This window comes from Nocardia sp. NPDC004722, assembly GCF_053601505.1.
Window position 1 is genome coordinate 1 of the sequence record NZ_JBSGBY010000019.1, and the last position, 24,328, is coordinate 24,328.

At 68.5% G+C, this 24,328-nt stretch carries 23 protein-coding genes; 6 read left to right on the plus strand and 17 right to left on the minus strand.

The annotated features are described in order from the left end of the window. From ACWELQ_RS04245 to ACWELQ_RS04270, 6 genes are all read right to left on the minus strand, one after another. Positions 1-999: ATP-binding protein (locus ACWELQ_RS04245; RefSeq protein ID WP_452395581.1), on the minus strand; the 999-nt coding region annotated here is incomplete at its 3' end. A 44-nt stretch (positions 1,000-1,043) separates the two neighbouring features. Next, positions 1,044-1,874, minus strand: coding sequence for an MIP/aquaporin family protein (locus ACWELQ_RS04250; protein WP_452395582.1), 831 nt, complete (start codon positions 1,872-1,874; stop codon positions 1,044-1,046). Positions 1,875-1,937: 63 nt separating this feature from the next. Further along, complete coding sequence (locus ACWELQ_RS04255) at positions 1,938-2,423, minus strand: cupin domain-containing protein (protein ID WP_452395583.1); 486 nt, start codon at positions 2,421-2,423, stop codon at positions 1,938-1,940. A gap of 32 nt (positions 2,424-2,455) precedes the next feature. Beyond that, positions 2,456-4,060: a benzoylformate decarboxylase gene (mdlC, locus tag ACWELQ_RS04260; RefSeq protein WP_452395584.1), complete on the minus strand. Its 1,605-nt coding sequence runs from the start codon at positions 4,058-4,060 to the stop codon at positions 2,456-2,458. Positions 4,061-4,062: 2 nt separating this feature from the next. Then, positions 4,063-4,368 carry a Dabb family protein gene (locus ACWELQ_RS04265; RefSeq protein ID WP_452395585.1) on the minus strand — a complete coding sequence of 102 codons (306 nt, stop codon included), beginning with the start codon at positions 4,366-4,368 and terminating at the stop codon, positions 4,063-4,065. After that, complete coding sequence (locus tag ACWELQ_RS04270; RefSeq protein WP_452395586.1) at positions 4,365-5,258, minus strand: polysaccharide deacetylase family protein; 894 nt, start codon at positions 5,256-5,258, stop codon at positions 4,365-4,367. Before ACWELQ_RS04270 ends, ACWELQ_RS04265 begins: the two co-directional genes overlap by 4 nt. 199 nt (positions 5,259-5,457) lie before the next feature. Between ACWELQ_RS04270 and ACWELQ_RS04275 the strand changes: the two genes are divergently transcribed. Further along, on the plus strand, positions 5,458-6,309 hold the full coding sequence (locus tag ACWELQ_RS04275) for an SDR family NAD(P)-dependent oxidoreductase (RefSeq protein WP_452395587.1): 852 nt from the start codon (positions 5,458-5,460) through the stop codon (positions 6,307-6,309). On the opposite strand, the gene ACWELQ_RS04280 is transcribed toward ACWELQ_RS04275, so the two are convergent. After that, positions 6,300-6,581 carry a hypothetical protein gene (locus ACWELQ_RS04280; protein WP_452395588.1) on the minus strand — a complete coding sequence of 94 codons (282 nt, stop codon included), beginning with the start codon at positions 6,579-6,581 and terminating at the stop codon, positions 6,300-6,302. The two genes, ACWELQ_RS04275 and ACWELQ_RS04280, sit on opposite strands and share 10 nt — an antisense overlap. A gap of 108 nt (positions 6,582-6,689) precedes the next feature. On the opposite strand from ACWELQ_RS04280, the gene ACWELQ_RS04285 reads away from it, so the two are divergent. Then, a complete protein-coding gene (locus ACWELQ_RS04285; protein WP_452395589.1) occupies positions 6,690-7,532 on the plus strand; it encodes an LVIVD repeat-containing protein in 843 nt (280 codons plus the stop codon). A gap of 79 nt (positions 7,533-7,611) precedes the next feature. Here ACWELQ_RS04285 and ACWELQ_RS04290 read toward each other — a convergent pair whose 3' ends face one another. Beyond that, positions 7,612-8,937, minus strand: a complete 1,326-nt coding sequence (locus tag ACWELQ_RS04290) for an alpha/beta fold hydrolase (protein WP_452395590.1) — start codon at positions 8,935-8,937, stop codon at positions 7,612-7,614. Between the two features lie 310 nt (positions 8,938-9,247). Between ACWELQ_RS04290 and ACWELQ_RS04295 the strand changes: the two genes are divergently transcribed. Then, entirely contained in the window at positions 9,248-9,595 is a 348-nt protein-coding gene (locus ACWELQ_RS04295; protein WP_452395591.1) for a hypothetical protein, read from the plus strand. A 386-nt stretch (positions 9,596-9,981) separates the two neighbouring features. Then, a complete protein-coding gene (locus ACWELQ_RS04300; RefSeq protein WP_452395592.1) occupies positions 9,982-10,590 on the plus strand; it encodes an arsenate reductase/protein-tyrosine-phosphatase family protein in 609 nt (202 codons plus the stop codon). An 81-nt stretch (positions 10,591-10,671) separates the two neighbouring features. Here ACWELQ_RS04300 and ACWELQ_RS04305 read toward each other — a convergent pair whose 3' ends face one another. From ACWELQ_RS04305 to ACWELQ_RS04325, 5 genes are all read right to left on the minus strand, one after another. Further along, entirely contained in the window at positions 10,672-11,055 is a 384-nt protein-coding gene (locus ACWELQ_RS04305; protein ID WP_452395593.1) for a PLDc N-terminal domain-containing protein, read from the minus strand. 163 nt (positions 11,056-11,218) lie between these two features. Then, positions 11,219-12,373 (minus strand): alpha/beta fold hydrolase, encoded by a 1,155-nt coding sequence (locus tag ACWELQ_RS04310; protein WP_452395594.1) that lies wholly within the window; start codon positions 12,371-12,373, stop codon positions 11,219-11,221. 124 nt (positions 12,374-12,497) lie between these two features. Beyond that, positions 12,498-13,256 (minus strand): TIGR03943 family putative permease subunit, encoded by a 759-nt coding sequence (locus tag ACWELQ_RS04315; RefSeq protein ID WP_452395595.1) that lies wholly within the window; start codon positions 13,254-13,256, stop codon positions 12,498-12,500. Next, positions 13,253-14,257: a permease gene (locus ACWELQ_RS04320; RefSeq protein WP_452395596.1), complete on the minus strand. Its 1,005-nt coding sequence runs from the start codon at positions 14,255-14,257 to the stop codon at positions 13,253-13,255. The genes ACWELQ_RS04315 and ACWELQ_RS04320 overlap by 4 nt, the downstream gene beginning before the upstream one ends. 112 nt (positions 14,258-14,369) lie before the next feature. Next, positions 14,370-14,669 (minus strand): hypothetical protein, encoded by a 300-nt coding sequence (locus tag ACWELQ_RS04325; protein ID WP_452395597.1) that lies wholly within the window; start codon positions 14,667-14,669, stop codon positions 14,370-14,372. Positions 14,670-14,911: 242 nt separating this feature from the next. Here ACWELQ_RS04325 and ACWELQ_RS04330 point away from each other — a divergent pair, with 242 nt between their 5' ends. Both ACWELQ_RS04330 and ACWELQ_RS04335 read left to right on the plus strand, forming a co-directional pair. Then, positions 14,912-15,718 (plus strand): FAD binding domain-containing protein, encoded by an 807-nt coding sequence (locus ACWELQ_RS04330; RefSeq protein ID WP_452395598.1) that lies wholly within the window; start codon positions 14,912-14,914, stop codon positions 15,716-15,718. Beyond that, the gene (locus ACWELQ_RS04335; protein ID WP_452395599.1) at positions 15,709-18,564 is read left to right on the plus strand and encodes a molybdopterin-dependent oxidoreductase; all 2,856 of its coding nucleotides are present in this window, start codon (positions 15,709-15,711) and stop codon (positions 18,562-18,564) included. Before ACWELQ_RS04330 ends, ACWELQ_RS04335 begins: the two co-directional genes overlap by 10 nt. An 8-nt stretch (positions 18,565-18,572) precedes the next feature. Here ACWELQ_RS04335 and ACWELQ_RS04340 read toward each other — a convergent pair whose 3' ends face one another. From ACWELQ_RS04340 to ACWELQ_RS04355, 4 genes are all read right to left on the minus strand, one after another. Beyond that, positions 18,573-19,838, minus strand: coding sequence for a PucR family transcriptional regulator (locus tag ACWELQ_RS04340; protein WP_452395600.1), 1,266 nt, complete (start codon positions 19,836-19,838; stop codon positions 18,573-18,575). Between the two features lie 126 nt (positions 19,839-19,964). Next, positions 19,965-21,476 carry a glycosyltransferase family 39 protein gene (locus tag ACWELQ_RS04345; protein WP_452395601.1) on the minus strand — a complete coding sequence of 504 codons (1,512 nt, stop codon included), beginning with the start codon at positions 21,474-21,476 and terminating at the stop codon, positions 19,965-19,967. Continuing rightward, positions 21,473-22,912, minus strand: a complete 1,440-nt coding sequence (locus tag ACWELQ_RS04350) for an MFS transporter (protein WP_452395602.1) — start codon at positions 22,910-22,912, stop codon at positions 21,473-21,475. The genes ACWELQ_RS04345 and ACWELQ_RS04350 overlap by 4 nt, the downstream gene beginning before the upstream one ends. Next, positions 22,909-24,309 carry a condensation domain-containing protein gene (locus ACWELQ_RS04355; RefSeq protein WP_452395603.1) on the minus strand — a complete coding sequence of 467 codons (1,401 nt, stop codon included), beginning with the start codon at positions 24,307-24,309 and terminating at the stop codon, positions 22,909-22,911. The genes ACWELQ_RS04350 and ACWELQ_RS04355 overlap by 4 nt, the downstream gene beginning before the upstream one ends. Positions 24,310-24,328 lie beyond the last annotated feature (19 nt).

Genomic DNA, 24,328 nt, shown 5'->3' on the forward strand with positions numbered 1-24,328 from the left:
GTCGGCGACGACCAGCGCCAGGGGCGCGCCGCCCTCACCGCGGCCGTGACCGGCCGCAGCGGCGGCGTGATGCCAGCGTCGTACCGCTGCGACGTCGCCGGTGACATCGGCCAGCGCGCACGCTGCCAGGGCAAATCGGCGCGCCTGATCCGCCGGACGTGGGCTCAGCTCGGCGGCCCGGGCGAATGTGGTTGCCGCAGTGCGTACTTCGCCATTGGCGCGTGCGCGATCGGCGGCCCGAGTCAATAGGTCGGCCAGTGCTTCGGAGGGTTGCGGTGAAGAAGCCCCGCTCGCCATCAGCGCGGCGTAGCCCTGGTCGATGAGGGATTTCGGATTTCCCCGCGCCGCGATCGCGATGGCCGTCCGCGTCGTGGTCGTCAAATACGGAAATACGTTGCGCAGCAGACATTGAGAGGCGATCGCCGACAGCGGCTCGAGGCTTACGGCGGTGTCCACCGCACGTTCGATCACCGCGTCGCCCGGCCGCGAGGTGATCAGCAGTCTGCTCCCGCTGCCTGCCAGGCGGCGGGCGACGAATGCCAGCAGATCGGCGCTGTCGGGGTCGAGCCGGTGCGCGTCATCGACGGATATCACCAGCGGGGAGGAGCGTGAGGCGTTGCGCACGATGTTCAGTGCTGCCGTCGCGAGGATCAGCCGCGCTTGAACGCTCGCGCCCGACCCGGACAGGGCCTCGGAGAGGACTTTCCGATGCGGAGCGGGCAGCAGTTGGACTGCGGGCGCCAAGGTCTCGACGATCTCACGCCACAGCCCGTAGGGGGCGGGCGAATCGCCGCCACGCACGGCCACGAACCGGGTTCCGGCCGCAGCCGCGTAGCCCCCGGCCGTGGCGAGCAATGCGGTCCGGCCAGAGCCGTCCGGACCCGCCAACAGCATCGATGCCGCATCCGATTGCCCAACCACGAAGGCCCGCAGCAGCGTTGTGATCTCTTCACGTCCCTGCAGCCTGGGGCCGCGGCCCGAGATCGGCCTCTCATCCACGCCCGGTTCTCCTCCCGATAACCCGATGGAGCCGTGTCACAAGCCTAATCGAGGACCGCGCGCCGATGCGGTGATCCATCGGGGCTCGAGACGGCGGCCGGCGTATGGGGCAGTGCGCATCGCATGTGGCACATCAGGTTCGGGTCGTGAACCAGCTTGCCCGTGACCGGCCGCCCGTCGAGGGACGAGAGCGCGGCCGCGATCAACGCTCCCGCGACCGGACCCACGACATATGCCCAGATCCCCGGGTATTCGGCCGCCAGCACATCGGGGGCCCAGGCGCGGGCCGGGTTGAATCCGGCACCGCTGATCGCGGCCAGGGCGACGATGGCGGTGCTCAGCAGCACGGCCGCGACGATCGGAGCCCACCGTGCCCAGCGTGGCGAATGCAGCAGCACGAACACGATCGCGAGCTGTGCCGCGGTGGCGGCCGCCTCGACGATGGTGGCAACGGTCGTCGTGATCCCCTCACCCGGCGCGATGAGCGCCCAGTGCACCGCCGGAGCGGCGACCGAGGGTCCCCACAGCCGTGCGGCCGCGACACCGAGCAGCGCACCGAGCAGTTGCGCGGCCACATAGCCCGCGACATCGGCTGTGCCGACGGTCTTCTGGGCCGCCAGACCCAGCGTTACCGCGGGGTTGAGGTGGGCACCGGAGCGCCGGCCGAGCGGGCTGTAGGCGACCGCGATCACGATCAGCCCGGCTACGGTGCCGACCAGGGTCACACGCAGCGTGAAATCGCCCGTCGTCGGCCAAAGCCGGACCGCGATGTCTTTCGCGGTCACGACCGCGAACATGAGGATCGCGGTTCCGGCCAGCTCGGCGGACCACTCCCGCCAATGCCACCCGTTGGCCGGTTCGGTCACTGTGCTCATGAGCCGAGTCTGGGGCAGTATTCGGTCCTCAACATGAGTCATGTGCCTGCCCGCCACTCGATCTCACGACTGCGCCGGCGCGCCGATCCCCGGTCCGAGGATCTCGATGCCGTGCCGTGCCGCCAGCTCACGCAGCATCGCGGGATCGGGAGGCGACCCCGGGGTGCCGGCCGCACTGACATCGGCGACGAAGGACTCGAATCCAGCCGGTGTGTGCAGGGTCAGGTACCGAGCCGAATCGCTGACCACGACGAACCCGTGCGGGATCCCGCGGGGCAGTACGACCGCGTGTCCGGCGGCTGCCAGGAATTCCTCGTCCCCGACGCGTAGCAGTACGTCGCCCTCCTCGACGATGAAGGTCTCCGTCGCCCACAGGTGCCGATGCCAGGGGCTGGAGTGGCCGTGCGGTCCGCCACTGCGCAGCAGGGCGAACTCACCGCCGGTATGCTCCGCGCCGACGAGCACGGTTTCCGGGGCGCCGAGAAACGGCAGGCGGATTTGGTTCTCCGGTGAGGTGTGGGCCGGTCGAGCCGCGTGGGTGTATGTCATCGAGGTTCCCAATACTCTTGTCGCGCGGTCACTTACAACAGCGGCGGGACGGCGGCGTCGATGCCGATCTCGAACAGCGCCGGGCGGCCGGAGCGCAGCGCGTCGGCCACCACGGCGGCGAGCTCGACCGGATCGTCGACGCGACGGCCCGGGACGCCGTACCCGCGAGCCACCGCGACCGCATCGAGTCCGGGGAGATCGAGTCCCGGGATCGGGTCGCGCAGCTCGTTGAAATCGGCGAAAGCCTTCAAGATCGCGTATTCCCCGTTGGCCAGCACCACGGTGACGATCGCCGCGCCGGCGCGGGCTGCCGTCCACAGCGCGGTCGCGCTGTAGTGCAGTGATCCGTCGCCGATGATGGCCAGCACCGGGCGGCCGGGATCGGCTATCGCGGCCCCGACGCCGGCCGCGAGCCCGTACCCCAGACCACCGCTGGGCGTGGTGAGAAACGAGTCGGGTTCGCGGAGCCGGATGTGGTCGTGGAATTCACCGAGACTGGAGGGGGCCTCGTGGGTGATGCGCACTCCGGCAGGCAGATTCGCGGCCAGGTGCGCGTACACGTCGACGGCCGTGACGTCGCCCGGTCGCGGCGGCACGGCCACGCGACGGAGTGGCGGCTGCATCCGATCGATCGGTTCGACTGCTTCTGCCAGATCGGCCAGCGCCTGTCCGGGGTCGGCCAGGAAGGCGGTGCCCAGCGGGGCGCGGGCGGCTTCGGCCGGATCGTCGGTGATTTGGATGAGCTGTGCCTCGGTGTCGATATAGCGTCCGGGAGCGTAGGGGTAGCAGGTGAAGACCGGCGCGCCGACGACCAGGATCAGATCGTGATCGGCGAGCGCATGCCCGATCGGGGCCGCACCGAACGGAAGAAACCCCTGAAAGCGCGGGGACGTCTCGTCGAAGACGTTGCGCCCCAACGCGGGAGCGGCCCACACGCTCAGCCCGGCGTGCTCGGCGAAACGGTGCGCAGCCTTCCAATCCTCGAGTTGGGCCACCGCGGCGGCGCCCAGCACCAGCACCGGACTGCGGGCCTCGCGCAAGGCCGCGGCGATGTGATCGCGATTCGGCGCCGAGAGTGCGGTGCGGCTGTGGATGCGGCGCGCGGCCAGATCGTCGATGCCGGTCCCGTCGATCTCCACTTCCCAGTCGTCCATCGGCAGACTGACGAACACCGGGCCCGCCGGCGGAGTCAGCGCGGTCTGCACAGCGCGGGCCAGTGCCGCGGGGACGTCTTCGGGCCGGGGCGGTTCGAAGGACCATTTGACCGTCGGCTTGGGCAGAGTCGTGGCGTCGACGTTCACCAGCCAGTGCTCGTCGGTGATCATCGCGCGTACCTGCTGACCGGCGGTCACGATCAATGGCGCTCTGCTCCAGCGTGCGGTGAGCAGACTGCCGACCGTGTTGCCCAGGCCGGGACCGGTGTGCAGGTTGACCAGCACAGGTTTGCGGGAGGTCTGGGCATAGCCGTCGGCCATCATCACTACCGCGGCTTCCTGCAAGCCGAGGTGGTAATCGAGTTCGGCAGTGGGAAATCCGTCGAGCATGGTCAACTCGGTAGAGCCGGGATTGCCGAAGACAGCGTCGACACCCAGAGACTGCAACAAGGGCCAGACTCGGCTGCGCAGGGTGGTCGGCATGGTCAGTCCTCTCCGTTACCGGGATCGAAGTCGACCCCCACCGTCTCGGCGGCATGGGCGTCGACGAAGTCCTGTGCGGCGCGGTGGGCGGGATGGGCACGATAGGCGAAAACATCCTCGAGGCGGTCGAATTCACCGGTCAGGGCCACATCCCAGGCTCGAGCCAAGCTGCTGAGGTTGTCGCCGACTCGCCATCGGCGCAAACCGGGAACCAGAGTCTCGAGTTCGCGCAGCCGTCGCACACATTCGGCGCGCGTATTTTGCGGGACGCCGTGGCGGAAGTTGATAAGGACTACGTGCTGGATCATGCGCTGCGCCCGGGCAATCCGCTGATCGGCGCCGGATCGCGGTCGACCCACGGCGTCGTGTCGGGGTGATCGAGAGCCCACTGGGCGATTTCGTCCTTACGGGCCCACCAGACATCCTCGCGTTCACGCAGGCGGCTCAGCACGCGGTCGAGGACCCGGACTCGCGACGGACGTCCCGACAGCCGTTCGTGCAGGCCGATCACCATCATGCGGCGACGTGTTGCCCCCTCCGAGTACAGCTGCTCGAACTCGTCGACGAGCTGCTGTTCGTAGTCGGTGGGGGAGAAGCCGGGAAAGTCGAAGCTGGCGATGTCATTGAGATGAACCGAATAGGGCACGGTGGCAAAAGGATTGCCGTTGATTCGCTGCAGAAATGGCTCATCGGCGGACAGTTCGTCGATGTGATAGCGAAAACCCTGCTCCTCCAGCAGCTCCAGGGTGTTGACTCCAGGCCGAATCCAATAGTTGTTGTAGCCGGTCGGACGAGTGCCGGTGATCTCCTCGATCGCGCTGACACTGTCGGCGATCCACGCGGCTTCCTGCTCCCGGGGCAGGTGGTACTGCGGTGCCCAGCGGCGGCCGTGCGCACCGGCCTCGTGGCCGCGCTTGACGATCTCGGCGGCGACATCGGGATGACGGAGCACCGCATCGCCGATCATGAAGGACGTCAACTTGATCGAATGCTTGTCCATGAGATCGAGCAGCCGCGGTACGCCTTCTCGCGCACCGTATTCGTAGAAACTGTTCTGCCCCAGATCCGGGTAGCCGGGCGCGATCGGTTCGGTGATCGGTCCGCCCGCACCACTGATCGGCTGCCCGCCGGCCTCGAACTGCATCGATACCGTCACCGCCAGTCGTGCTCCGGCGGGCCAGAAGTCGTGATCGCTCATTTCTACTCCTCGATTCGATCGGGAAAAACTCGCTGAGACGATCATTGGCAACCCTCGCGGTGCTTAACCTGAGTCGAATGAGCGAGTCCCCGAACGGGCAGCGCGGCACCGTGCTCGAGGCGAGATCGACTCATGTTGACCGGACGTCGGCGCGCAACACTGAGCGTCAACGAGTCCGTCGAGTACGAAGGAGCGTCCGATGACCGAACCCGCACAAGTGCCCAGGGGGCAGGTGTGGCTGGTAACCGGTGGCTCGCGTGGCCTGGGCCGCGCGGTGGTCGAACAAGCACTGGCAGCGGGCCATCGCGTGGTCGCGACAGCGCGCGATGTCGGCTCGATGTCGAATCTGGTTGAACAGTACGGAGATCGAGTGCTGACCGCGGTGCTCGATGTGCGAGACCCACAACAGGCTCGCACCGTGGTGGACGACACCGTCTCGACCTTCGGTCGCCTCGACGTCGTGGTGAACAACGCCGGGTATGCAGACCTGGCGCCGATCGAGCAGATCAGCCTCGACAACTTCCGCGACCAGGTGGAGGTCTGCTTCTTCGGCACCGTGTACGTCACCAAAGCGGCGCTACCCGTGTTCCTGGCCCAGGGCAGTGGCCATTTCATCCAGGTCACCTCCATCGGTGGCCGACTCACCGCACCAGGGGTGGGCGCCTACCAGTCCGCGAAGTTCGCCGTCGAAGGGTTCTCCGGTGTTCTGGCCGAGGAAACGGCCGGTCTGGGTATCAAAGTGACGCTGGCCGAGCCGGGCGCGATGCGCACCGATTGGGCCGGCTCGTCGATGACGATCCCGCCGATCGAACCGCGGTACGACCCCACGGTCGGAGCGATGGCGCGCTACCTGCGCTCGGTCACCGGCACCGAGCCGATCGACCCGGTCAAGGTCGCGAAGGTTCTGATCGATGTAGCCCGCATGAGCGAACCGCCCAGGCATCTGGTGTTGGGCCGCAGCGCCGTCGACCATGTGGCACAGGTGATGAAGGATCTGCGCACCGAAGATGAACGATGGGCCGAGCTGGGTCGCTCGGTGGACTACGACTGACAGAAATGGTTGTCGTCCCCGATCCACCTCCGGTTGAGATCGCGCACCGGTTCACCGCCTTGGGGCACTGTGATCAAGGCGGGCGGCCCGATGCTCGACAGCTCCAATACCACCGTGGCCACCTGTATGTCGGCCACTTGTTCTCGCGCGGATTCTCGATCATCGACGTCCGCGATCCGCGCGACATGTTCACCGTGGCATTCCATTCCGCACCACACGATATGTGGAACGGCTACCTGCAGTGTGCCGACGATCTGTTGCTGGTCGCTCACGCGTCGGGTCCGTCGACAAATGCCGGGCCCAAAACCACTCTCGCAGTCGGCGATACGGCGCAGACGCCGGGGATAGCAGTGTACGACGTCTCCGAACCGATTCGGCCCGTGAGGATTTCGTACCTCGACTTGCCCGGGTCGGATGTCCACCAACTGTGGTTCAGTGGCGGACGCTGGGCTTACGCCGCTGTGTGTCCGCCCGGATTCACCGACCACATACTGCAGATCATCGATGTCGACGATCCGGCGCGCCCGCGATTGGCGGGACGGTGGTGGCTTCCCGGCATGCACCGCGCACTCGGCGAGACACCGTCGTGGGACCAGGGGTGCCGTCGATTCGCACTCCACCGCACGGTCGTCGACGAAGATACCGCCTACGCGTGCTGGCGCGACGGTGGCCTGACTTTGATCGACATCACCGACCGGAATGCGCCCCAATTGATTTCGCATCGGACATGGGCGCCGCCCTACGGCGGCGACACCCATATGGCGCTGCCCTTGCGCAACCGCGACCTGCTCGTGGTCGCCGACGAAGCAACCGCGGACCCGCCCGGCAGCGACGCACAGTTCGTGTGGCTGTTCGACATCGCGGACCCGAACAATCCCATCAGCATCTCGACCCTGCCGACCCCCGATGAGCAGTCCTACCCGACCAAAGGCGGCCGCTTCGGACCACGCGCACTGCACGACAACCGGCCCGGCAGCCTGGTGTCCGACGAACTGGTCTTCGCCACGTATCAGAACGCGGGCATCCGCGTGTTCGACATTCGCAACCCGTACCGCCCCAACCCCGTCGGAGCTCTGGTGCCCGGGCCACCCACCCGCCTCATCGACCCCCACCGCTCCCGCTCCCGCGTCATCCAAACCGCTGATATCCACGTACGTCCCGACGGCGTGACATTCTGCACCGACGACAACGCCGGCCTGATCAGCGCCCAGTACCAGGGCTGATCGATCAGAGTCGAGCACGGACGTGGTCCGGTGACGGCCGGACCCGTCGCCTACATCGATTTCTAGGTATCTGTTGGACTCATTGTGGTGCCGTGTCGGCGTAGCAGGTGGTGTCGGTGGGTGGGAGGGTTCCGGTGCTGAGGTAGGCGTTGATGGTGGTGTCGACGCAGGTGCTCAGGTCGGGGCGGAAGGTCATGTGGATGCGGACGTCCTGCAGGGTGACCAGGCGGGATTCGGTCAGGTGATGGTGCAGTTGGATGCCGTGGGTGTAGGGAGTGCGGGCGTCGCCGGTGGCTTGCAGGATCAGAGCGGGGACGGAATTCCTTACGAGAGTGGGCGATTCGGCCGGGGCGGGCCAGAATCCGCAGGGCTGGATGTTGTTCGCGAGCGCTCCGAAGACGGGCTGGGTAGTGCGGGTGGCCGCGATATTGGCGGCGTACCACGCGGGGTCGGTGGGGGCGGCGGCGTCGCCGCAGGCGATCTGGGCGAGGGTGGAGTTCTCCTCGGATCGCAGGACCTGCAAGGTGCCGCGCAGGCGTGGCGAGCGTGCGGGCACCGGCGGACCGCCTGCGGCGTCGGCGATTTCGCGGATGATGTCCGCGAGCGGCTGGTTGCGGCGAGCGTCGGTCAGCAGATTGTGCAGCAGGAATGGGAGCCAGTGATCGTCGATCGGGAAGTCCTCGATGACGATCGGGCGGTGGGCGGCGGACGCGAGCAGATCGACCACGGTCGCACGCACCTCGGTCGCGGTGGCTCCGAAGTGATACGTATCGTCCTTCGCCGCAACCCAATTCGACCAGTCGTCCAGCGCCCGTTCATCGGACTCACCCCAATCCTGAACGAGCCCTTCCCAATAACGGTCCGGATCGATCGCGCTGTCGAGGACGATGCGGTCGCTGCGCTGCGGGAACATCTGCGTGAAGACCTCACCGAGATAGGTGCCGTATGACGTGCCGTAGTAGCTGATCTTCTCCTCGCCCAAGGCGATTCGAACGATGTCCATGTCGCGGGCGGTGTTGCGGGTGGTGAGCTGACGCACCTTCTCCGGATCGCCGGTGACGCAGCCGCTCGCCATGCGTGCCGCCTGCCCGGTTTCGCGCGCCAGACCCTGCGGATCGATGCCCGCGGAGTGGATCATCTCCCCGACCGGCCACCCACAGCGCGGAGTCCGCCCCGAGCGGCCGACCCCGCGCGGATCCATCCCGATCAGATCGAAGCGCGCCCGTACCTCGGGCGACAGCACATCGCCGAGCAGATCGACACTGTCGAGCCCCTCCGCGCCGGGACCGCCCGGATTGGACAGCAGCACCCCGACACGCTTGGCCGGGTCGGTCGCCTTGACCCGCGAAATCGCCACCCGCAACGTACGTCCATCGAGCCGCTGATAGTCCAATGGCACCAGCACATCGGCACATTCAGCACCCGCCGCATCCAGATCCGCTGCACCGCAAGCCGTCCATCGCAGACTCTGATGAAAGAACCGCGCCCCCGGATCAACCTGCGACCCCGCCACCACAAGCATCGACAAGGCCACCGCCACCAGCACCAAACACCGAACCACCCTCGCCGACAAACCCGCTCCCTCTCACCACGCCGCCACTGCACGGTAACCGACCGCAACCGAGCGGCCGGTATGGCACCGATCACAAGCCCGACCCGATGCGGGCGTGGGGCTTTCCCTCTCGATTGCTTTGTGCTCGTGGGAGTCTGGAGTGATGGGGATTCTGCAGGTGCGCATCGACGATCGGTACGGCTACCGGTCCGTACTGCTGTCGTCACCCGACCCGGATTTGGATCGCGTGATACGTGAACGGTTCCTCGATCGCGACTCACCAGTTTTCGCGGGCGGCCTCGAAGTACAGGTGTTTCGCCGAGGCTGGAACGGAAGGTCGCGGTCGGCGTTCCGGCTGCTGCTCGAATCGCTGACCGAGCAGCAGACGCTGACCGGGATATCGGTCATCTTCTTTATGGACCCTCGAACCACGGTGCTCGATGTCGGCCATGCCGGACTGGACACCTTGCTGGATCTGGGGCTCCCATGGACTACCGACACCACCGCGTGAAAGCCTCGACATCCAACTGGCGGACGGAACCACACTCGCGCTCGCGGACGCGACACCAGCGTCGATCGAGCCCCTGCTGGCTCAGATCGGCGAGCCGACGTAGGCTGCCCCGCGCCCAACTGGCCCTCCTCCGCACCGGGATGCGCATCGCGTAACCCGGTAGTCTCCAAGCCTTCAGACGGAGATCGATGTGGCGGGCGCCGGCGGCGTGGCGTGATCCCGCTGGTTCTCATGGTTGCGTTCGCACACGTCCTGGTGTTGTCGTAATCACCGATGGCGCCGGTTCTCGAGGACGCGGGTAGCGGTGGGGCGTGGGTAGGGTGGTTGCGGAGGGGCGGGCGGGTCACCTGTTGGAACGGTTCGCTCGATGGGTGGAAGGAGAGCAGGTGGATCAGGGGCTTGAAGGGGCGCTTGGGCGGTTGGTGGGGGAGTTCGGGGGCGAGTTGGGGGCGGATGTTGTCGAGGGTTTGTTGAGTTCGTCCTATGCGCAGTTGGCGGGGACGGTCGGGGTGCCGGGGGATGTAGCCGGGGTGGCCGAGCGGTTCGCGCGGGATCGGCTGATCGCGTTGTCGAAGGCGGCGGGGCGGCGGGGGGAGATTCCGGCGGTGTTGTTCGTGTGCACGCATAATGCGGGGCGCTCGCAGATGGCGCTCGGGTTCTTCGCGCGGTTGGCGGGGGATCGGGCGGTGGGGTGGTCGGGCGGCTCCTCGCCGGGTTCCGCGATCAATCCTGTTGTGGTGCAGGCGATGGCGGAGCGGGGGATCGATATCGCGGCGGAGTTTCCGAAGCCGTGGACCGATGAGCTGGTGTGGGCGGCGGATGTCGTGGTCGATATGGGGTGCGGGGACAGCGATCCGATCGTGTCGGGGCATCGGTTCGAGCAGTGGTGGCTGGCGGATCCGGCGGGGCGCGGCCTCGAGGATGTGCGGGAGATCCGCGATCAGGTGGAGATGCGCGTGCGGCGTCTGGTGGCCGACCTCGGCCTGGCCGGGTGAGCGCCACGCTCGGGGTGATGAGCCGCTACGCCACCGAGCCCGCTACCGACGTCGCCTGAAACCCGGTGCGCCGCCGCGTGTTCAGAGCGTTTCGCCCTGTTCGCGACGGCGATCCAGGTCGTTCTGCCGGGCCTGTTCCTGTCGGCGGGCTTCGGCGCGCTGCTGCTCGGCACGCTCGCGCAGCCCGCGCAGGAACGCTTCGTCGGCCGCGGGGTCCTGGGCGACGTAGCGGCCGGGACGGTCGTATTCGCTGTAGCCGGTGGTCGACCGGGGCCCGCGCGACTCGTACTGCGGGCGGCCGAGCAGCAGCCACAGCAATCCGCCGAGGGTCGGGATGAAGATGACGATCAGCAGCCAGGCGCCCTTCGGCAGATGGCGAATGCCGGATTCCTGACAGGTGATGATGTCGATGAGGCAGTACACCCACAGCCCGAGCGTGATCAGCCCGACGACCTCGTATTGCATTGCTTCCCCTCGTACCGGTCGACCAGTCGACCTCGAACTCCCCGCCGAACCATACCGGTTCCGGGAATCAGATGATCGGTCGGCCGTTGACGGTGCTCGGCGGGACCGCTTCGCGGACGTCCCAGTGCTCGGCGATGAGGCCGTCGGAGTTCATGGCACGTCCCTATCGGTCGGCGGGCAGGAAGGCGTCGAGCGCGTCGGCCACCAGGCCGGGCTGCTCCAAGGTCTGCTGGTGCGGGGTGCCGGGCAGGATCTGGAAGGTGGAGCCGGGGATGCGCTCGGCGATGCCGGACATGATCTCCGGGGTGCAGGAGGCGTCCTTCTCACCGGAGAGCACCAGGACCGGCTTGCCGAAATCGGCCAGTTTGCCTTGCACGTCCATGTCGGCGAACGCGTTCCAGGCGGCGACCCAGTCCTCGGCGGCGAAGCGCAGGATGCGTTCGCGGGCATAGCGCACACCCCAGGTGTTGGCGGCGAGCGCCGCGGGGGTGAACCAGCGGGTCAGCGTCGGCTCCAATTGTGCCGGGATGCCGTCGATTTCGGCGGAGCGGGCACGGAAACGGAAGGCGTCGGTGAACGGGTAGTCGGTGGTGCCCAGCAGCGCCAGCGAATCCACCCGGTCCGGGTTCTGCACGGCGAGAGTCTGGGCGACGCCGCCACCCATGGACAGACCGACCACGTGCGCGGTCTCGAGTCCCAGATTGTCCATGAGGGCCAGCACGTCATCGGCCATGGTGGTCATGGTGAACGGCTTGGGCGAGCCCGCCGCCGCGCCGTGCCCGCGCAGGTTGTAGGCGAATACCCGGCGGCCGACCGCGAGGCGGTCCATGACGGGTTCCCACATGCGCCAGTCGATTCCGAAGGATCCGGACAGGATCACCGCCGGACCGGTCGTGCCGGCGGAGGCGACCAGCGTCTCGTGATCACTGGCCTGAATCCGCCGCACCAGCGGCGGGCGCACCCCGGCCACCTGGTCGATCACTTCCAGGGCGTGCAGCGCGCGCGGGAATCCGGCGTACGCGGAGACATGCTCGGCCAGCGCCCGCAGCTCCGAGGGATGCCAGCCGTGGTGCAGGGCCGCGCGCACATGCCCGGCCAGCTTGTCGTCCGCGCCGCCGATGGCCGCGATCATCGCCACCGTGGCCAATTCGCGGTCGGCCCGCGCCAACTCCGGCCGCGCGAGCGGACCCGCGAACACCGATTCGATCATGGTCTCGTACATCTCCGGCGAGGCCGCCCGCACCGCGGCCAGCTTCTCGAGCGGCTCCCCGCCGATCAATTCCCGATATTCGCGCGTGCCCAGTTCCTGGCGATCCATCCGAGATCCCTTCCTCCCGACCGCGACGCGAGGTGCGTCGCGGCGACGCCCTCGATGCTAGGAACAGGACGATCGCGGCCCGAGAGACATTTCCCGCCAGTCCGCGGACGATCCGCGCCAGCGGTCAATGGCTGCGCTCGTACGTGCTGTCGGGTTTGGGGATTCGCTGATAGCCGGTGACGGTGAAGGTGGGAGTCTCGTCGGAGTCGCGCTGGGCGCTGCCGGGTTCGACGGTGCCGCGGACCTCGAGCCAGGCGTCGTCCTCGATGGCGTCGGGCATGCCGGAGAGGTGGACGAGGACGTAGCGGGCGTCGGCGACGCAGCAGGTGATCACCACGCGCGCCAGGTCGAAATCGGTGGCGGGGGCGTGGGCCTGTTCGAGATCCTTGGGGCGGATGACGAATCCGCGAATGGTCACTTCGCGGCCGTCGAGGGAGTGGCTCGAGTCCAGCAGCGCGCGATCCACCAGGTCGACGATGGGAACGACGGGTGCGGTCTCGGCGGGCAGTGGCGGGAACGGATACCGCTTGGGTTCGTCGGCGGCCGGATCGTGGGAAACCGCCTGCACCGGTGACGTTGTCGCGGCCGCGTCCGCGCCGAGAGCGGGCGGCACGATGAACATCAGTGCGGCGACCGGGGCGAGCAGTAGCCACTGGGCCCGGCCGCTGCCGTGGTCGTGGTCGTCGTGCTCGTGAACCGCCTTGCCGCGCAGGATGTCCCGTCCGATCGCGGTCACGGCGAGCGCGACGAATCCGACACCGCTGATCAGCAGGTACGGATGCAGGCTCGCCTTCACGTAGCGCAGATAGGTGCCGTCCAGCGTTGTCCACAACACCGCGGTGCCGATCAACAGCAACAGCAGGTTCTGGGTCTCGCGTTTCATCGTGCGCCTCCCAGACAGATGAATCCGGCGATGGTGCCGCACACCAGCGCGACCGCGAAGGTCAACGGCGCGAACCGAATCGCGAACTGCCGCCCGAACGCGCCCGCCTGCATGGCGAAGAGTTTCATATCGACGGCCGGACCCACCACCAGGAACACCAGTCGCGGCAGCAAGGGCAACGCCGACATGCTCGACGCCACGAACGCGTCGGCCTCCGAGCACAGTGCGAGCACGATCGCCAGCACCGCCATCACCAGCACGGCGACCGCCATCTGCCCGGACAGGTGCTGGTACCACGACGGCGGCACCAGCACGTGCAGCGCGGCGGCCGCGCCCGCACCGAGCACCAGAAACGCGCTGGCCTGCAACAGATCATGCCGTGCGGTTTCGCTGAAGATCTCCCACCGGCCGCGCCCGGTCGCGCAGTGATCGAGGCTCGCGGAGCGCGGCCGCATCCAGGCCGGGCGTCCGACGCGTGACCAGAGGAATCCCATCGTGAACGCGGTCGCCAGCGATCCGGTGAAGCGGGCCGCCACCATTCCCGGCTCGCCCGGGAACGCCACGGCCGTCGCGACCAACACCACCGGATTGATGGCGGGCGCGGACAGCATGAACGCCAGCGCCACCGACCGGGGCGCGCCCTGCTCGGTCAGCCGCCGCGCCACCGGCACCACGCCGCATTCACACCCGGGCAGCGCCATGCCCGCCAGCCCCGCCACGCCGATGGCCGCGGTCTCGTTGCGCGGCAACACCTTACGCAGCAGAGCCGGGGACACGAACGCGGCGATCACGCCACTGACCGTGACGCCCAGCGCCAGGAACGGCACCGCCTGCACGAAAACTCCGGCGAAGATCGTCACCGCGGTCTGTAGTCGTGCCGACGACCCGACCGCGCGGATCAGCGGTCCCTGGCAGAGCACCCCGAGAATCACCAGCGCGACAAGCGCGTAGGTGGACGATATCCGCGGTCGGATCGAAGGCAGTGTGTTCTGCGCCAGCACCCACACATCCTGACAGGACGCCCTCGCGAAGTCTTCGCGGATCGCGGCGCGACAGGTCGGGATGGCGGGTTTCTACTGTGGCGCAATCATGTCGGCCGGGTGTCGGCGCGGGTCAGTGCTCGTCGTAGTGGCCGTCGTGGCTGGCGTGCCGGTGACCGTCGTGGATGTAATCGACGTGGTCGCCGTGCGGGACGGCGGCGTGGCCGCATCCGTCGCCATGGACGTGTTCGTGATTGTCGTGCGCGGTGTGCCCGGCCGGTTCGCATTCGTCGTAGTGGCCGTCGTGGGCGCGGTGCAGGTGACCGTCGTGCACATAGTCGGTGTGCCCGTTGTGCGGAACAGCTACATGTCCGCAACCGTCGCCGTGCGTGTGGTCGTGCTCGGTGTGCGCGTCGTGCTGGGGTGTCGCCATGATCGTTGTTCCCTTCTCGTGCCCGTCCTGATTCGCCTCCTCGGCGCTGTCATTTTCACATCCTAATGTGCGCACCTATTGGTGTATGCGCTGCTGGGTAGCTGGTCTCCAGTGGCCGATAGGTGGATTCGTCCGGCCGAGGGGCCGATCGTGTGGTCTTGGTTGATCATCCAAGGCCGGGGTCGAAGGTTCGGATGCGGCGGTGGTGGTGGGTGGTGGTGGGGTGGCGCTGTACTCGGCGAATGGATCTGAACACCATCGAGCGCTGGCGCTCGGCGCGCAACCGGGAGGATCTGGTGCTGGGGCCGGGGGAGGCGTTTCTCGGGGGCGGCACGTGGCTGTATTCCGAGCCGCAGGTGCACACCACCGGGCTGGTCGATCTGGGCACCATGGGGTGGCGGTCGATCGAGGAGACTGCCGACGGGTTGCGGATCGCGGGCACGTGCACGGTCGCCGAGCTGTCGCGGATCCGGCGGCGGGAGGGGTGGGCGGCGCATCCGCTGTTCTTCCAGGCCGCCACCGCGTTGCTGGCCTCGTTCAAGATCTGGAACATGATGACCGTCGGCGGGAACATCGCCCGGTCGTATGCCGCCGCGTCGATGGTGTCGCTGGCCGCGGCGCTCGATGCCCAGGCGCTGATCTGGACCCCGAGCGGCCAGTACTCGATGCCCGTCGCCGAACTGCCCACCGGGAACGGGACCAGCCTGCTGCGGCGCGGAGATGTGGTGCGCTGCATCGATATTCCCGGCTACGCGCTGCGCGCCCGCACCGGTTTCCGCAAGATCGCGCTGGCCGAGATCGGCCGCAGCGCCGCGGTGCTCACCGGCCGGGTGGACGAGTCCGGTGCGTCGGTATTCACCATCACGGCCGCGACCGAACGTCCGGTGGTGCTGCGCTATCGGACCCTGCCGACGGCCGCCGAGTTGCGCGCCGACAGCCGTGCCGCCGACGGCTACTACACCGATCCGCTGGGCACCGCCGACTGGCGGTGCGCCGTCAGCGGAGTGCTGCTCGAGGAAATCCGACAGGAACTGCTGCCATGGAGCTGACCATCAACGGCGAGTCGTGCACCGCCGAACCCCGTGCGGGGCAATGCCTGCGCACCTTCCTGCGCGATCAGGGGCACTTCGAGATCAAGAAGGGTTGCGACGCGGGCGATTGCGGTGCGTGCGCGGTGCTGGTCGACGGAAAACCTGTGCATTCGTGCATCTATCCGGCGCAGCGGATCGAGGGCCGCGCGGTGACCACCGTCTCCGGGCTGGGCACGCCGGACAATCTGCATCCGATGCAGCAGGCCTTCGTCGACAACTTCGCGTTCCAATGTGGTTTCTGCACAGCCGGAATGATCGTCACCGCTTCCACGCTGGACGAGGATCAGCTCCCCGATATGCATCGCCTGATGAAGGGCAGCCTGTGCCGCTGCACCGGCTACCGGTCGATCCGGCAGGCGATCCGGCAGGGCGTACGAGCCAGCGCCGGATGCGGCGGCCACGCCGAAACCGAGTGCGCGGCACCGAGTATCGGGGCTTCCGGGGTCAAGACATCGGTGCACCCTCCGGCCGCCAAGCGGGTCGTCACCGGCACCGAACCGTACACCTTCGACGTGGATGTGCCTGGTGCACTGCATATTCGGGTGCTCAGCTCGCCGCACGCGCACGCCCGCATCCGTGCCATCGACACCTGGCAAGCCGAACGACTACCCGGCGTCGCCTTGATCCTCGACCATCGCAACGTGCCGCAGGCCCGCTACTCCACCGGACAGCACGAGCGCCGCACCGACGACCCGCACGACACCCGCATCTTCGACGATGTCGTGCGTTTCCGCGGCCAGCGCATCGCGGCGGTCGGGGCGACGACCGCGGCCGCCGCCGAAAAGGCTTGCCGCCTCATCAAAGTCGCGTACGACGTCCTGCCGTCCGTGCACGACCCCGAGCTCGCCCGCACGCCCGGCGCGCCCCTGGTGCATCCGGAACTGCTCGACACCGACCAGCCCGCCGACGAGCTTCCCCTGGATCCCGCCCGGAATGTGGTGGCCGCCATCCACGACGGCCAGGGCGGCGACATCGAGCAGGCACTGGCGGACTCCGAGGTCACGGTCTCGGGCGAATGGCGCACCCAGCGGGTCTCGCACATGCAGCTCGAAACCCACGGCAGCCTGGGCTGGTTGGACGAGGACGGCCGACTCGAGATCCGCACCAGCTCTCAGGTGCCGTTCCTGACCCGGCGCACCCTGTGCCGCCTGCTGAAGCTGCCCGAGGACCGGGTGCGGGTGTTCACCACCCGCGTCGGCGGCGGGTTCGGCGGCAAGCAGGAGATGCTGACCGAGGACCTGGTCGCGCTCGTGGTGCTGCGCGCCCGCAAGCCCGCGATCTACGAGATGAGCCGCCCCGACGAGTTCGCGCGCACCTCGGTGCGGCACCCGTTCCGGGTACGGGTCCGGCTCGGGGCGAGACGCGACGGCAGGCTGACCGCGATCGCGTTGAACGTGCTGTCGGACACCGGCGCGTACGCCAATCACGGTCCCGGCGTGATGTTCCACGCCTGCGCGGAATCGCTGAGCGTGTACCGGGCCCCGGTGAAGCGGGTCGACGCCGAGACCGTCTACACCAACAATCTGCCGTCGGGCGCGTTCCGCGGTTACGGTCTGGGCCAGGTGATCCTGGGCATCGAGTCGGCGATGGACGAGCTGGCCGTCGCGCTGGACATGGACCCGTTCGAGCTGCGGCGACGCAATATCGTCGGCGACGGCGACCCGCTGATCGAGGCGCACCCCGCGGACGCGGGCCTGGTCTACGGCAGCTACGGCCTGGATCAATGCCTGGATCTGGTGCAGCGCGGCCTGTCTCGCGGCAACGGCGTGCCCGCGCCGGAGGGCCCGCACTGGCGGGTGGGGGAGGGGATGGCCCTCGCGATGATCGCGACCATGGCCCCGTTCGGTCACGTCTCCAAGACCACGCTGTCGGTCGCGCCGGACGGGACCTACACCGCCGGGGTGGGCACCTGCGAGTTCGGCAACGGCACCACCACCGTCCACACCCAGATCATCGCCAGCGACATGTCCACCGAACCGGGCCGGGTGGTGCTCACCAACGGTGACACCGACGGCGCGGTCTACGACACCGGCGCGTTCGCGTCGGCGGGAATCACGGTGGCGGGCAAGGCTTTGCACGCCGCCGCGCTCGCCCTGCGGCAGCTGTTGCTCGGTGTCGCGGCCGAGCTCACCGGCACCGCCGTCGCCGAGTGCTCGATGCTTCCCGACGGGGTCCGCACTCCCGTCCGGGATGTCGGTTTCGGTGAGGTGATCGCGGCGTGCCCGGCGGCGAACCGCAACGGCGACAAGGCTTTCGCGCGCGGCGAAGAGCTGGGCGAGTTCCGTTCGCTGGCGTGGAATGTGCACGGCTTCCGGGTCGCGGTCGATACCCGCACCGGCGCGGTCCGCATCCTGCAATCGGTGCATGCCGCGGACGCGGGCACGGTGCTGAATCCCGAGCAGTGCCGCGGTCAGGTGGAGGGCGGCATCGCGCAGGCGCTGGGCACCGCCCTCTACGAGGAGGTGATGGTCGACGACGACGGCACCCTGCTCACCCCGGTCCTGCGCGCCTACCGGATTCCGCAGATGAACGACGTCCCCGAGACCGAGATCCATTTCGCGCAGACCTTCGACGAACTCGGCCCGTTCGGCGCGAAGTCGATGAGCGAAAGCCCCTACAACCCGGTCCCGGCCGCCCTGGGCAATGCCATCCGCCGCGCGGTCGGCGTCCGCCCATGCGAGACGCCGTTCTCCCGGGACCGAATCTGGCGGCTGCTCAACGCCTTCGAGGACGTCCCGGCGTGGGCGCGGTCGGTGCGGGTGGTCGCCGACGCACCGGTGCGATCACCCGTCGGGGTCCGCTAGCGCTCGGATCAGCCGTCGATGCTGCGGTAGCTGCGAGCGACCAGGGCCGACCGCAGATACCACAGGCCGGTGGTCTGACACGGGTCGAATCCGGTGAGCTGACTGATGCGTTTGAGCCGATAGTCGATGGTGTTGGTGTGCACGTGCAGCATGCGGGCCGTGCGCTGCCGATTGAGGTTGTTGCTGATGTGCAGTTGCAGGGTCTGCAGCAGTTCGGGGCTCTCGTCGAGCGGATCCAGCAGCGTGTCGAGGTGGTCGCGGCCGGGTCCGGGCCGGGTGAGCTGGAATTCGAGTGACAGATCGTCGAATCGATACAGCCGGTCCTCGAGCTCGAGCCGCTGCACCATGTCGAGCAGCTCGTGCACCTGATCGGTCGCGCCCGGAATCTGCTGGGGCGCGGCCTGTGTCACGGTCGCGGTGATCGGCACCTGGGCGGCGCGGGTGAGCTGTGCGACGAGGGCGTCGAGTTCGTCGTCGTGCAGCGCGTCGGCCGGGATCAGGATGGTGCCGCCGTCGACACTGAGCAGCGACAGCGCCTGCCGCGGATACCGCGACGCCAGTTCGGCCTGTATCCGGCGCAGTTTGCGCCGTGCGACGACCTGACCGTCCACCGCCGGGTTGTGCTCGTCGGGATGCGGTGGGATCGCCACGGCCAGTACGCGATACGAGTCCGCGATCTCGATACCGCATTCCCGGGCCATGGTCGAGGTGCTGTGCCCGCCGAGCAGGGCCGAGGTCAGCGTGTGCACGGCGGTGTGATGCTCGCTGACCACCGCGCGCAGTTCGCGCACGTATGACACCGACACCGCCGTGGTCATTCGATCCAGCAGCTCGACGACGAGTTTGGCGCCGTCGACGATATTGTCGTAGTCGGTCGCGGTCCAACCGCGGGTGGCGTCCTTGCGGGTGAAATTGCCGGTGGCCCTGGTCATCACGAGATCGAGGCCGAGTTTGAAGCCCTCGTGGATGGCATGGTGGATGGTGTCGATCGGAATGCCTTCGCGCGCCCATCCCGCCGCCGCGTTCTCGAGCCGTTTGGTCTTCTCGGGGATGTCGCGGCCGTCGAGCATGCTCGAGGCCAATTCCAGGCAGGTGCGGGTGATCATCGTGACGTCACCGCGCAGCGCGTCGCCGGGCAGCGTCGCGCACGGCACCACGGTCTCCACGAAATGGCCGACCATGCGCCGCGACAGCTCGCGCGCGTCCTTCAGCGCGGTCGACAGCGGTGTGCCCGCGACGGCCAGTTCCGATCGAGTCGAATCGATGATCACCATCAACAACTCCCTTCCGCCCCGATGAGGTTTTCGATCCGAAGCTATCGACCACCCGAATCCCACGGGCGGACACGCGATTACTGCGTGAATAGTCAGCAAATCGCCCGGGCCCCGTCTTGTGAAAGGTCACAGACCGGGATCGAAAGTGTTGGTGGTCGACTCGGCCCAGAGGGCGGGCCACGGGCGTCTCGGGTGGTCACAGCGCCAGATGGTGACCCGGCGATCGATGCCGGGGAAGCCGAGCGGGTCGTCGAGACGGGCGAGCGGGTAGGCGGTCGTGAAGGCCCGGCGCACGAGGAATTCGGATGCTTCCCCGGTCACGTACAGCGCGCTGGTCGCGGTCTCGGTCGGTGTCGCGAACAGGGCGAAGCCGCGGTTGGGGCTGTAGACGGGTAGCGGTGCCGTCGGGAGTACGTCCAGAGCCGCTGCCTGCCAATAGTTTTCCGCGATCACGACGGTGTGCGGTCGCTGGTCGGGCGGCAATGTCCGGTAGATCGCGTCGACGGTGGTGATCAGGTGGTCCCAGCCGCTGGTCCCGAACATCCGCAGGCGCGTGGACAGTTCGGCCCGGGTATCGGTCGGCCGGTGGGGGCCGGGCAGCGGCAGGGCACTCACCACGGCGATCGCCAGCACGGTGGACATCGCCGCACCGGCGGTGAACCCGGCGGCCGTCGCGCGCGAGCGTGCCGCTCGATCCGCGAGACATGTTGCCCCGGCGGCGAACAGGACGGGAAAGTACGCGGTCGCATAGTACGGACGGCCATCCGCGGCCACCACGAACGCGATGTCCACCGCCGTCGCGACGGCGACGAACCGGTAGGCGCGCCAGCGCGTCGCGGTGGCCAGCGCCCAGAGCCCGGTGAGCGCGAGCGGAACGCCGAGCAGCCCGGCGAGCAGGACGAGTTGCAGCGGCAACCCGGCGACCCCGCCGGTGGCGAGGCGCTGTTCCGTGCCGATGACCGCGCCCATCGCGAGTTGTGGCCAGCCGTGGCGGTATTGCCACCACAGGCTCGGGGCCGCCGACAGCGCGATGATCCCGAACCCGGCCCAGGCCGCGGGCCGTCGCACCAGCGTCCGCGGCCCAGCGGCGAGTATTCCGACGCCGAGCCCCACCAGCAGCACCGCGACCAGCAGCTTGACCTGAATATCCAGTGCCACCGCCAAAGCCGCGGCGAGCAGCAGGCGATCGCGGCGGGTGCGCGTCCAGCGGATCAACAGCCAGATCGCCGCCGCCGACAACGAGGTGTCGAAGGCGAAGGTCGACAGGGAGGCGGTCTGCACGATCAGGAACGGGCAGGTGGCATAGGTCAGGGCCGCGCCGGTCTGGGCGATGCGGCCCCCGCCGAGTTCGCGTGCGGTCGCTGCCGTCGTCACGATCGCGGCGATGCCCGCGGAGATCGCGGCGAACCGCAGCACCGGCAGCGAACCCGGCGCGAGCAGATCCGCGGCGCGCGCCAGTGCCGGGACCAGCGGGCCCTGATCGACGTAACCGGCGGCGAGATGCCGCCCGGCCGACACGAAATACAGTTCATCGCCGAAATAGTCGTAGCGTGCGCAGCGCGCGAGCAGCACCACCGCCGTGACGGCCGCGACCGACAGCGTCGGTACGCTGGCAAATCCGTTGTGCGCCTGCGTCATCGCGGTTCACCGGGAAGGCGTGGCATGGCCAGGGTCAGCAGCCCCACCGCGAGCGCCAGACCCGAGAGCACCCACAGCAGCGTGCCGCACGCCGCGAGGTAGGTGTGCGCCGTAGCCGCCGAAGCGACGCCCACCCGGGCGAAGAACAGCGAACCCAATACCGCCGATCCGATCGCGCTGCCGAGCTGTTGCACCGTCGGCACCAGTCCGGAGGCCGAATCCCCGACCGTGGGGCTCACCCGCGCGAGCAGCAGCGCTGGCAGCGGCGCGGCGAACCATCCCATGCCCGCCCCGGCCAGGAATACCGGTCCGCCGAGGGCGTGCGCGTCGATGCCCGCCCGGGCCGGATCGAGCGTCGACGCGATCCACGCCAGCGACAGCCCGAACAGCACGATGCCGAGGGTCAGCGCCCGAGACCCGGTGCGGGCCACCAGAATCGGCGCGGTGACCGCCGCGGGCACCGCGCCCAGCACGAAGGGCGCCATGAGTTGCGCCGTCCGCAGCGCGGTCATGCCGAGCCCGGATTGGGCCGTCACCGACACGATCAGCAGGAACGCGGTGAAGATGCCGTAGAACAGCGTCATCGCCACCGCCCCGACGGCGAAACCGCGGTCGGTGAAGAGGGCGGCGGACACCAGCCCGGCGCCCGGCCCGCGCAGCCGCCAGCCGAACCACGCCAGTGCCGCGAGCCCGATCGCGATCATCGCGAAAAACGAGGAGGGCCAGCCGCTTTCGCGTCCCGCCGTCGTCGGATAGAGCACGAGCAGCAGCCCCGTCGCCGACAGCAGCACGCCGGTCAGGTCCAGGCGTCCAGGAGCCGGTGCCGCGCCGACGTGCAGGCAGCGGTGGGCCAGTGCGCAGGCCACCACCCCGATCGGTGCGTTCACCAGGAAGATCGCATGCCAACCCAGTCCGAACGGGTTGGCGGCGATCAGCATTCCGCCCGCCAGCGGCCCCGCCAGACCGGCCGACCCCGCCACCGCGCCGTAGATCCCGAACGCGAGCACCCGGCGTCCGGGACCGAAACTCGCGTTCACGATGGCCACGGTCTGGGCGGCCAGCCCGGCCGCCGCCAGCCCCTGCACCATTCTCCCGGCGATCAGCGCGGTTGCGTCGTCGACGCTGCCGCACCACAGCGACGCGGCGACAAAACCAGCCATCGAGATCAGGAAAACGGTTCGGCGACCGTGGATCTCACCGAGCCGTGCGGCCGTGAGCAGGGCACACGCGAAGGTCAGACTGTATCCGGCGACGACCAGCAACTGGGCCGAGCCGGGAGCGTCCAGATCGCGCGCCAGCACGGGCAGTGCCGTATTGACGATCGTCAGGTCCAGCATCTGCATGAAAACCGCCAGCAGGCACGCCGCCAGCGCTCCCCAGGCGGCGGGCGGCACGGCCCGAACACTGTTGCCGTCGGCCGAGATCGGCGCGATCATCGCGGTGAATCGGCCACAACCGAGGCGCACACGGCGACCAAGGTCTTGACGTACCGTTCGATCGACGCGTGCGCCTCGGGCGTATCCGGGAACAACAGGCTCAGGGTCGTCACATCGGGGAATCGGTTGACCCAGACGTAGACCGCACCGGCGGCGGCATTGCTGCCGAACATGCCGCCCTTGATCGTGTCGAACATGTCGACGCCGGGGATCTTGCGCACGTCGACATAGGAGAGCATCGTCGCCGCCCACCCCGGATCGGCGTGGATACCGGGTTCCGTGGCGGCCAGTTCCAGCACGCGATGCGGTGACACGTGGGTGAGGTCCTTGGCCGCGTCGCAGGCCCGCTGCGCCGCGGCGACCAGGTCGGCGAACGCATCCCGCGGTGCCACATCGAAGGCGATCGGCACCAGGTTCGTGTACCAGCCGATCGACGTGTCCTCCGCCACCGTGTCGCGGGTATTGACCGGCGTGAGCGCGAAATACCGTTCCCGCTCGGCCGCTTCCCGTCCGGTCAACGCCAGCGCCGCGAACAATCCGGACAGGAACCGCCCGCCCGCCGAGGTGCACGCGTCCTCGAAGCGCTCCGCGGCGGCCGCGTCGAACAGCGGCAGTGTGAGCTGCGCGCCCGGCCGATATCCAGCCCCGCTCGTGATGCCGAGATCCACCGGTAGCGAAGGCATTTCGCCGCCGTTGGCACGCAACAGCCGCACCCAGGTCCGCACCGGGGCGGAGTCCGGCCGCAGTCGCGCGTTGCGGGCCCGCTCACGGGTGCAGTACGCGAGATGGCTGCCGGTCGGCGGGAGTTCGACGGTCCCGCCGGACAATTCGCTCCCGTACAGCACGAGCAGGTCGGTGCAGGTCAATGCCTGGGCGACGCCGTCGGTGTGGAGATGGTCGACGGCCGCGTAGACGGTGAAGGAGCGCTCGTGCTCGATGACGCCGAAACCGAAGCAGTCCCAATGCAATGCGTCGGGCGTCGTCGCCTGCACCCGCGCCCGGATCTCGGCGCTGGTCGCGAGTTGCCCGTAGTCGTGGGCGACCACGTCGATCGCCTCGGCGGCGACCGTGCGACGCACCACGGATCCGTCGGGCTCGTGGGTGAACCAGCTCGCGAAACTGTCGTGCCGGCGCAGGAATCGGACGATGGCCCGCGTCATGGCCGCATGGTCCGGCTGCCCGGGCAGCTCGAAGACGATCATGCACAGCCGTGAGGCGCGCAGGCCCGCATCCACATTGCGCAGCGCGGCCCGCAGATACTGCTCCTGCTGATAGGACGGCGGCGCGGGATGCGGTGGTGCGGCCAGCATGGCCGCGTGCGACCGCGGCGCGAGGGACCAGCCGGTGACCCGGCCGGGCGTCGGATGCCAATCGTCGAAAAGGCCGAAGTCGACCACGAATGCCTCGATTCACAGC

Bases quoted from the DNA above. Each gene is read 5' to 3' on its own strand.
- ACWELQ_RS04350 (WP_452395602.1), bottom strand. From the start codon at position 22,912: ATGATCGCGCCGATCTCGGCCGACGGCAACAGTGTTCGGGCCGTGCCG.
- ACWELQ_RS04275 (WP_452395587.1), top strand. From the start codon at position 5,458: ATGACCGAACCCGCACAAGTGCCCAGGGGGCAGGTGTGGCTGGTAACC.
- ACWELQ_RS04305 (WP_452395593.1), bottom strand. From the start codon at position 11,055: ATGCAATACGAGGTCGTCGGGCTGATCACGCTCGGGCTGTGGGTGTAC.
- ACWELQ_RS04255 (WP_452395583.1), bottom strand. From the start codon at position 2,423: ATGACATACACCCACGCGGCTCGACCGGCCCACACCTCACCGGAGAAC.
- ACWELQ_RS04340 (WP_452395600.1), bottom strand. From the start codon at position 19,838: ATGGTGATCATCGATTCGACTCGATCGGAACTGGCCGTCGCGGGCACA.
- ACWELQ_RS04315 (WP_452395595.1), bottom strand. From the start codon at position 13,256: ATGAAACGCGAGACCCAGAACCTGCTGTTGCTGTTGATCGGCACCGCG.
- mdlC (WP_452395584.1), bottom strand. From the start codon at position 4,060: ATGCCGACCACCCTGCGCAGCCGAGTCTGGCCCTTGTTGCAGTCTCTG.
- ACWELQ_RS04310 (WP_452395594.1), bottom strand. From the start codon at position 12,373: ATGGATCGCCAGGAACTGGGCACGCGCGAATATCGGGAATTGATCGGC.
- ACWELQ_RS04295 (WP_452395591.1), top strand. From the start codon at position 9,248: ATGGGGATTCTGCAGGTGCGCATCGACGATCGGTACGGCTACCGGTCC.
- ACWELQ_RS04330 (WP_452395598.1), top strand. From the start codon at position 14,912: ATGGATCTGAACACCATCGAGCGCTGGCGCTCGGCGCGCAACCGGGAG.
- ACWELQ_RS04270 (WP_452395586.1), bottom strand. From the start codon at position 5,258: ATGAGCGATCACGACTTCTGGCCCGCCGGAGCACGACTGGCGGTGACG.
- ACWELQ_RS04325 (WP_452395597.1), bottom strand. From the start codon at position 14,669: ATGGCGACACCCCAGCACGACGCGCACACCGAGCACGACCACACGCAC.
- ACWELQ_RS04345 (WP_452395601.1), bottom strand. From the start codon at position 21,476: ATGACGCAGGCGCACAACGGATTTGCCAGCGTACCGACGCTGTCGGTC.
- ACWELQ_RS04250 (WP_452395582.1), bottom strand. From the start codon at position 1,874: ATGAGCACAGTGACCGAACCGGCCAACGGGTGGCATTGGCGGGAGTGG.
- ACWELQ_RS04335 (WP_452395599.1), top strand. From the start codon at position 15,709: ATGGAGCTGACCATCAACGGCGAGTCGTGCACCGCCGAACCCCGTGCG.
- ACWELQ_RS04265 (WP_452395585.1), bottom strand. From the start codon at position 4,368: ATGATCCAGCACGTAGTCCTTATCAACTTCCGCCACGGCGTCCCGCAA.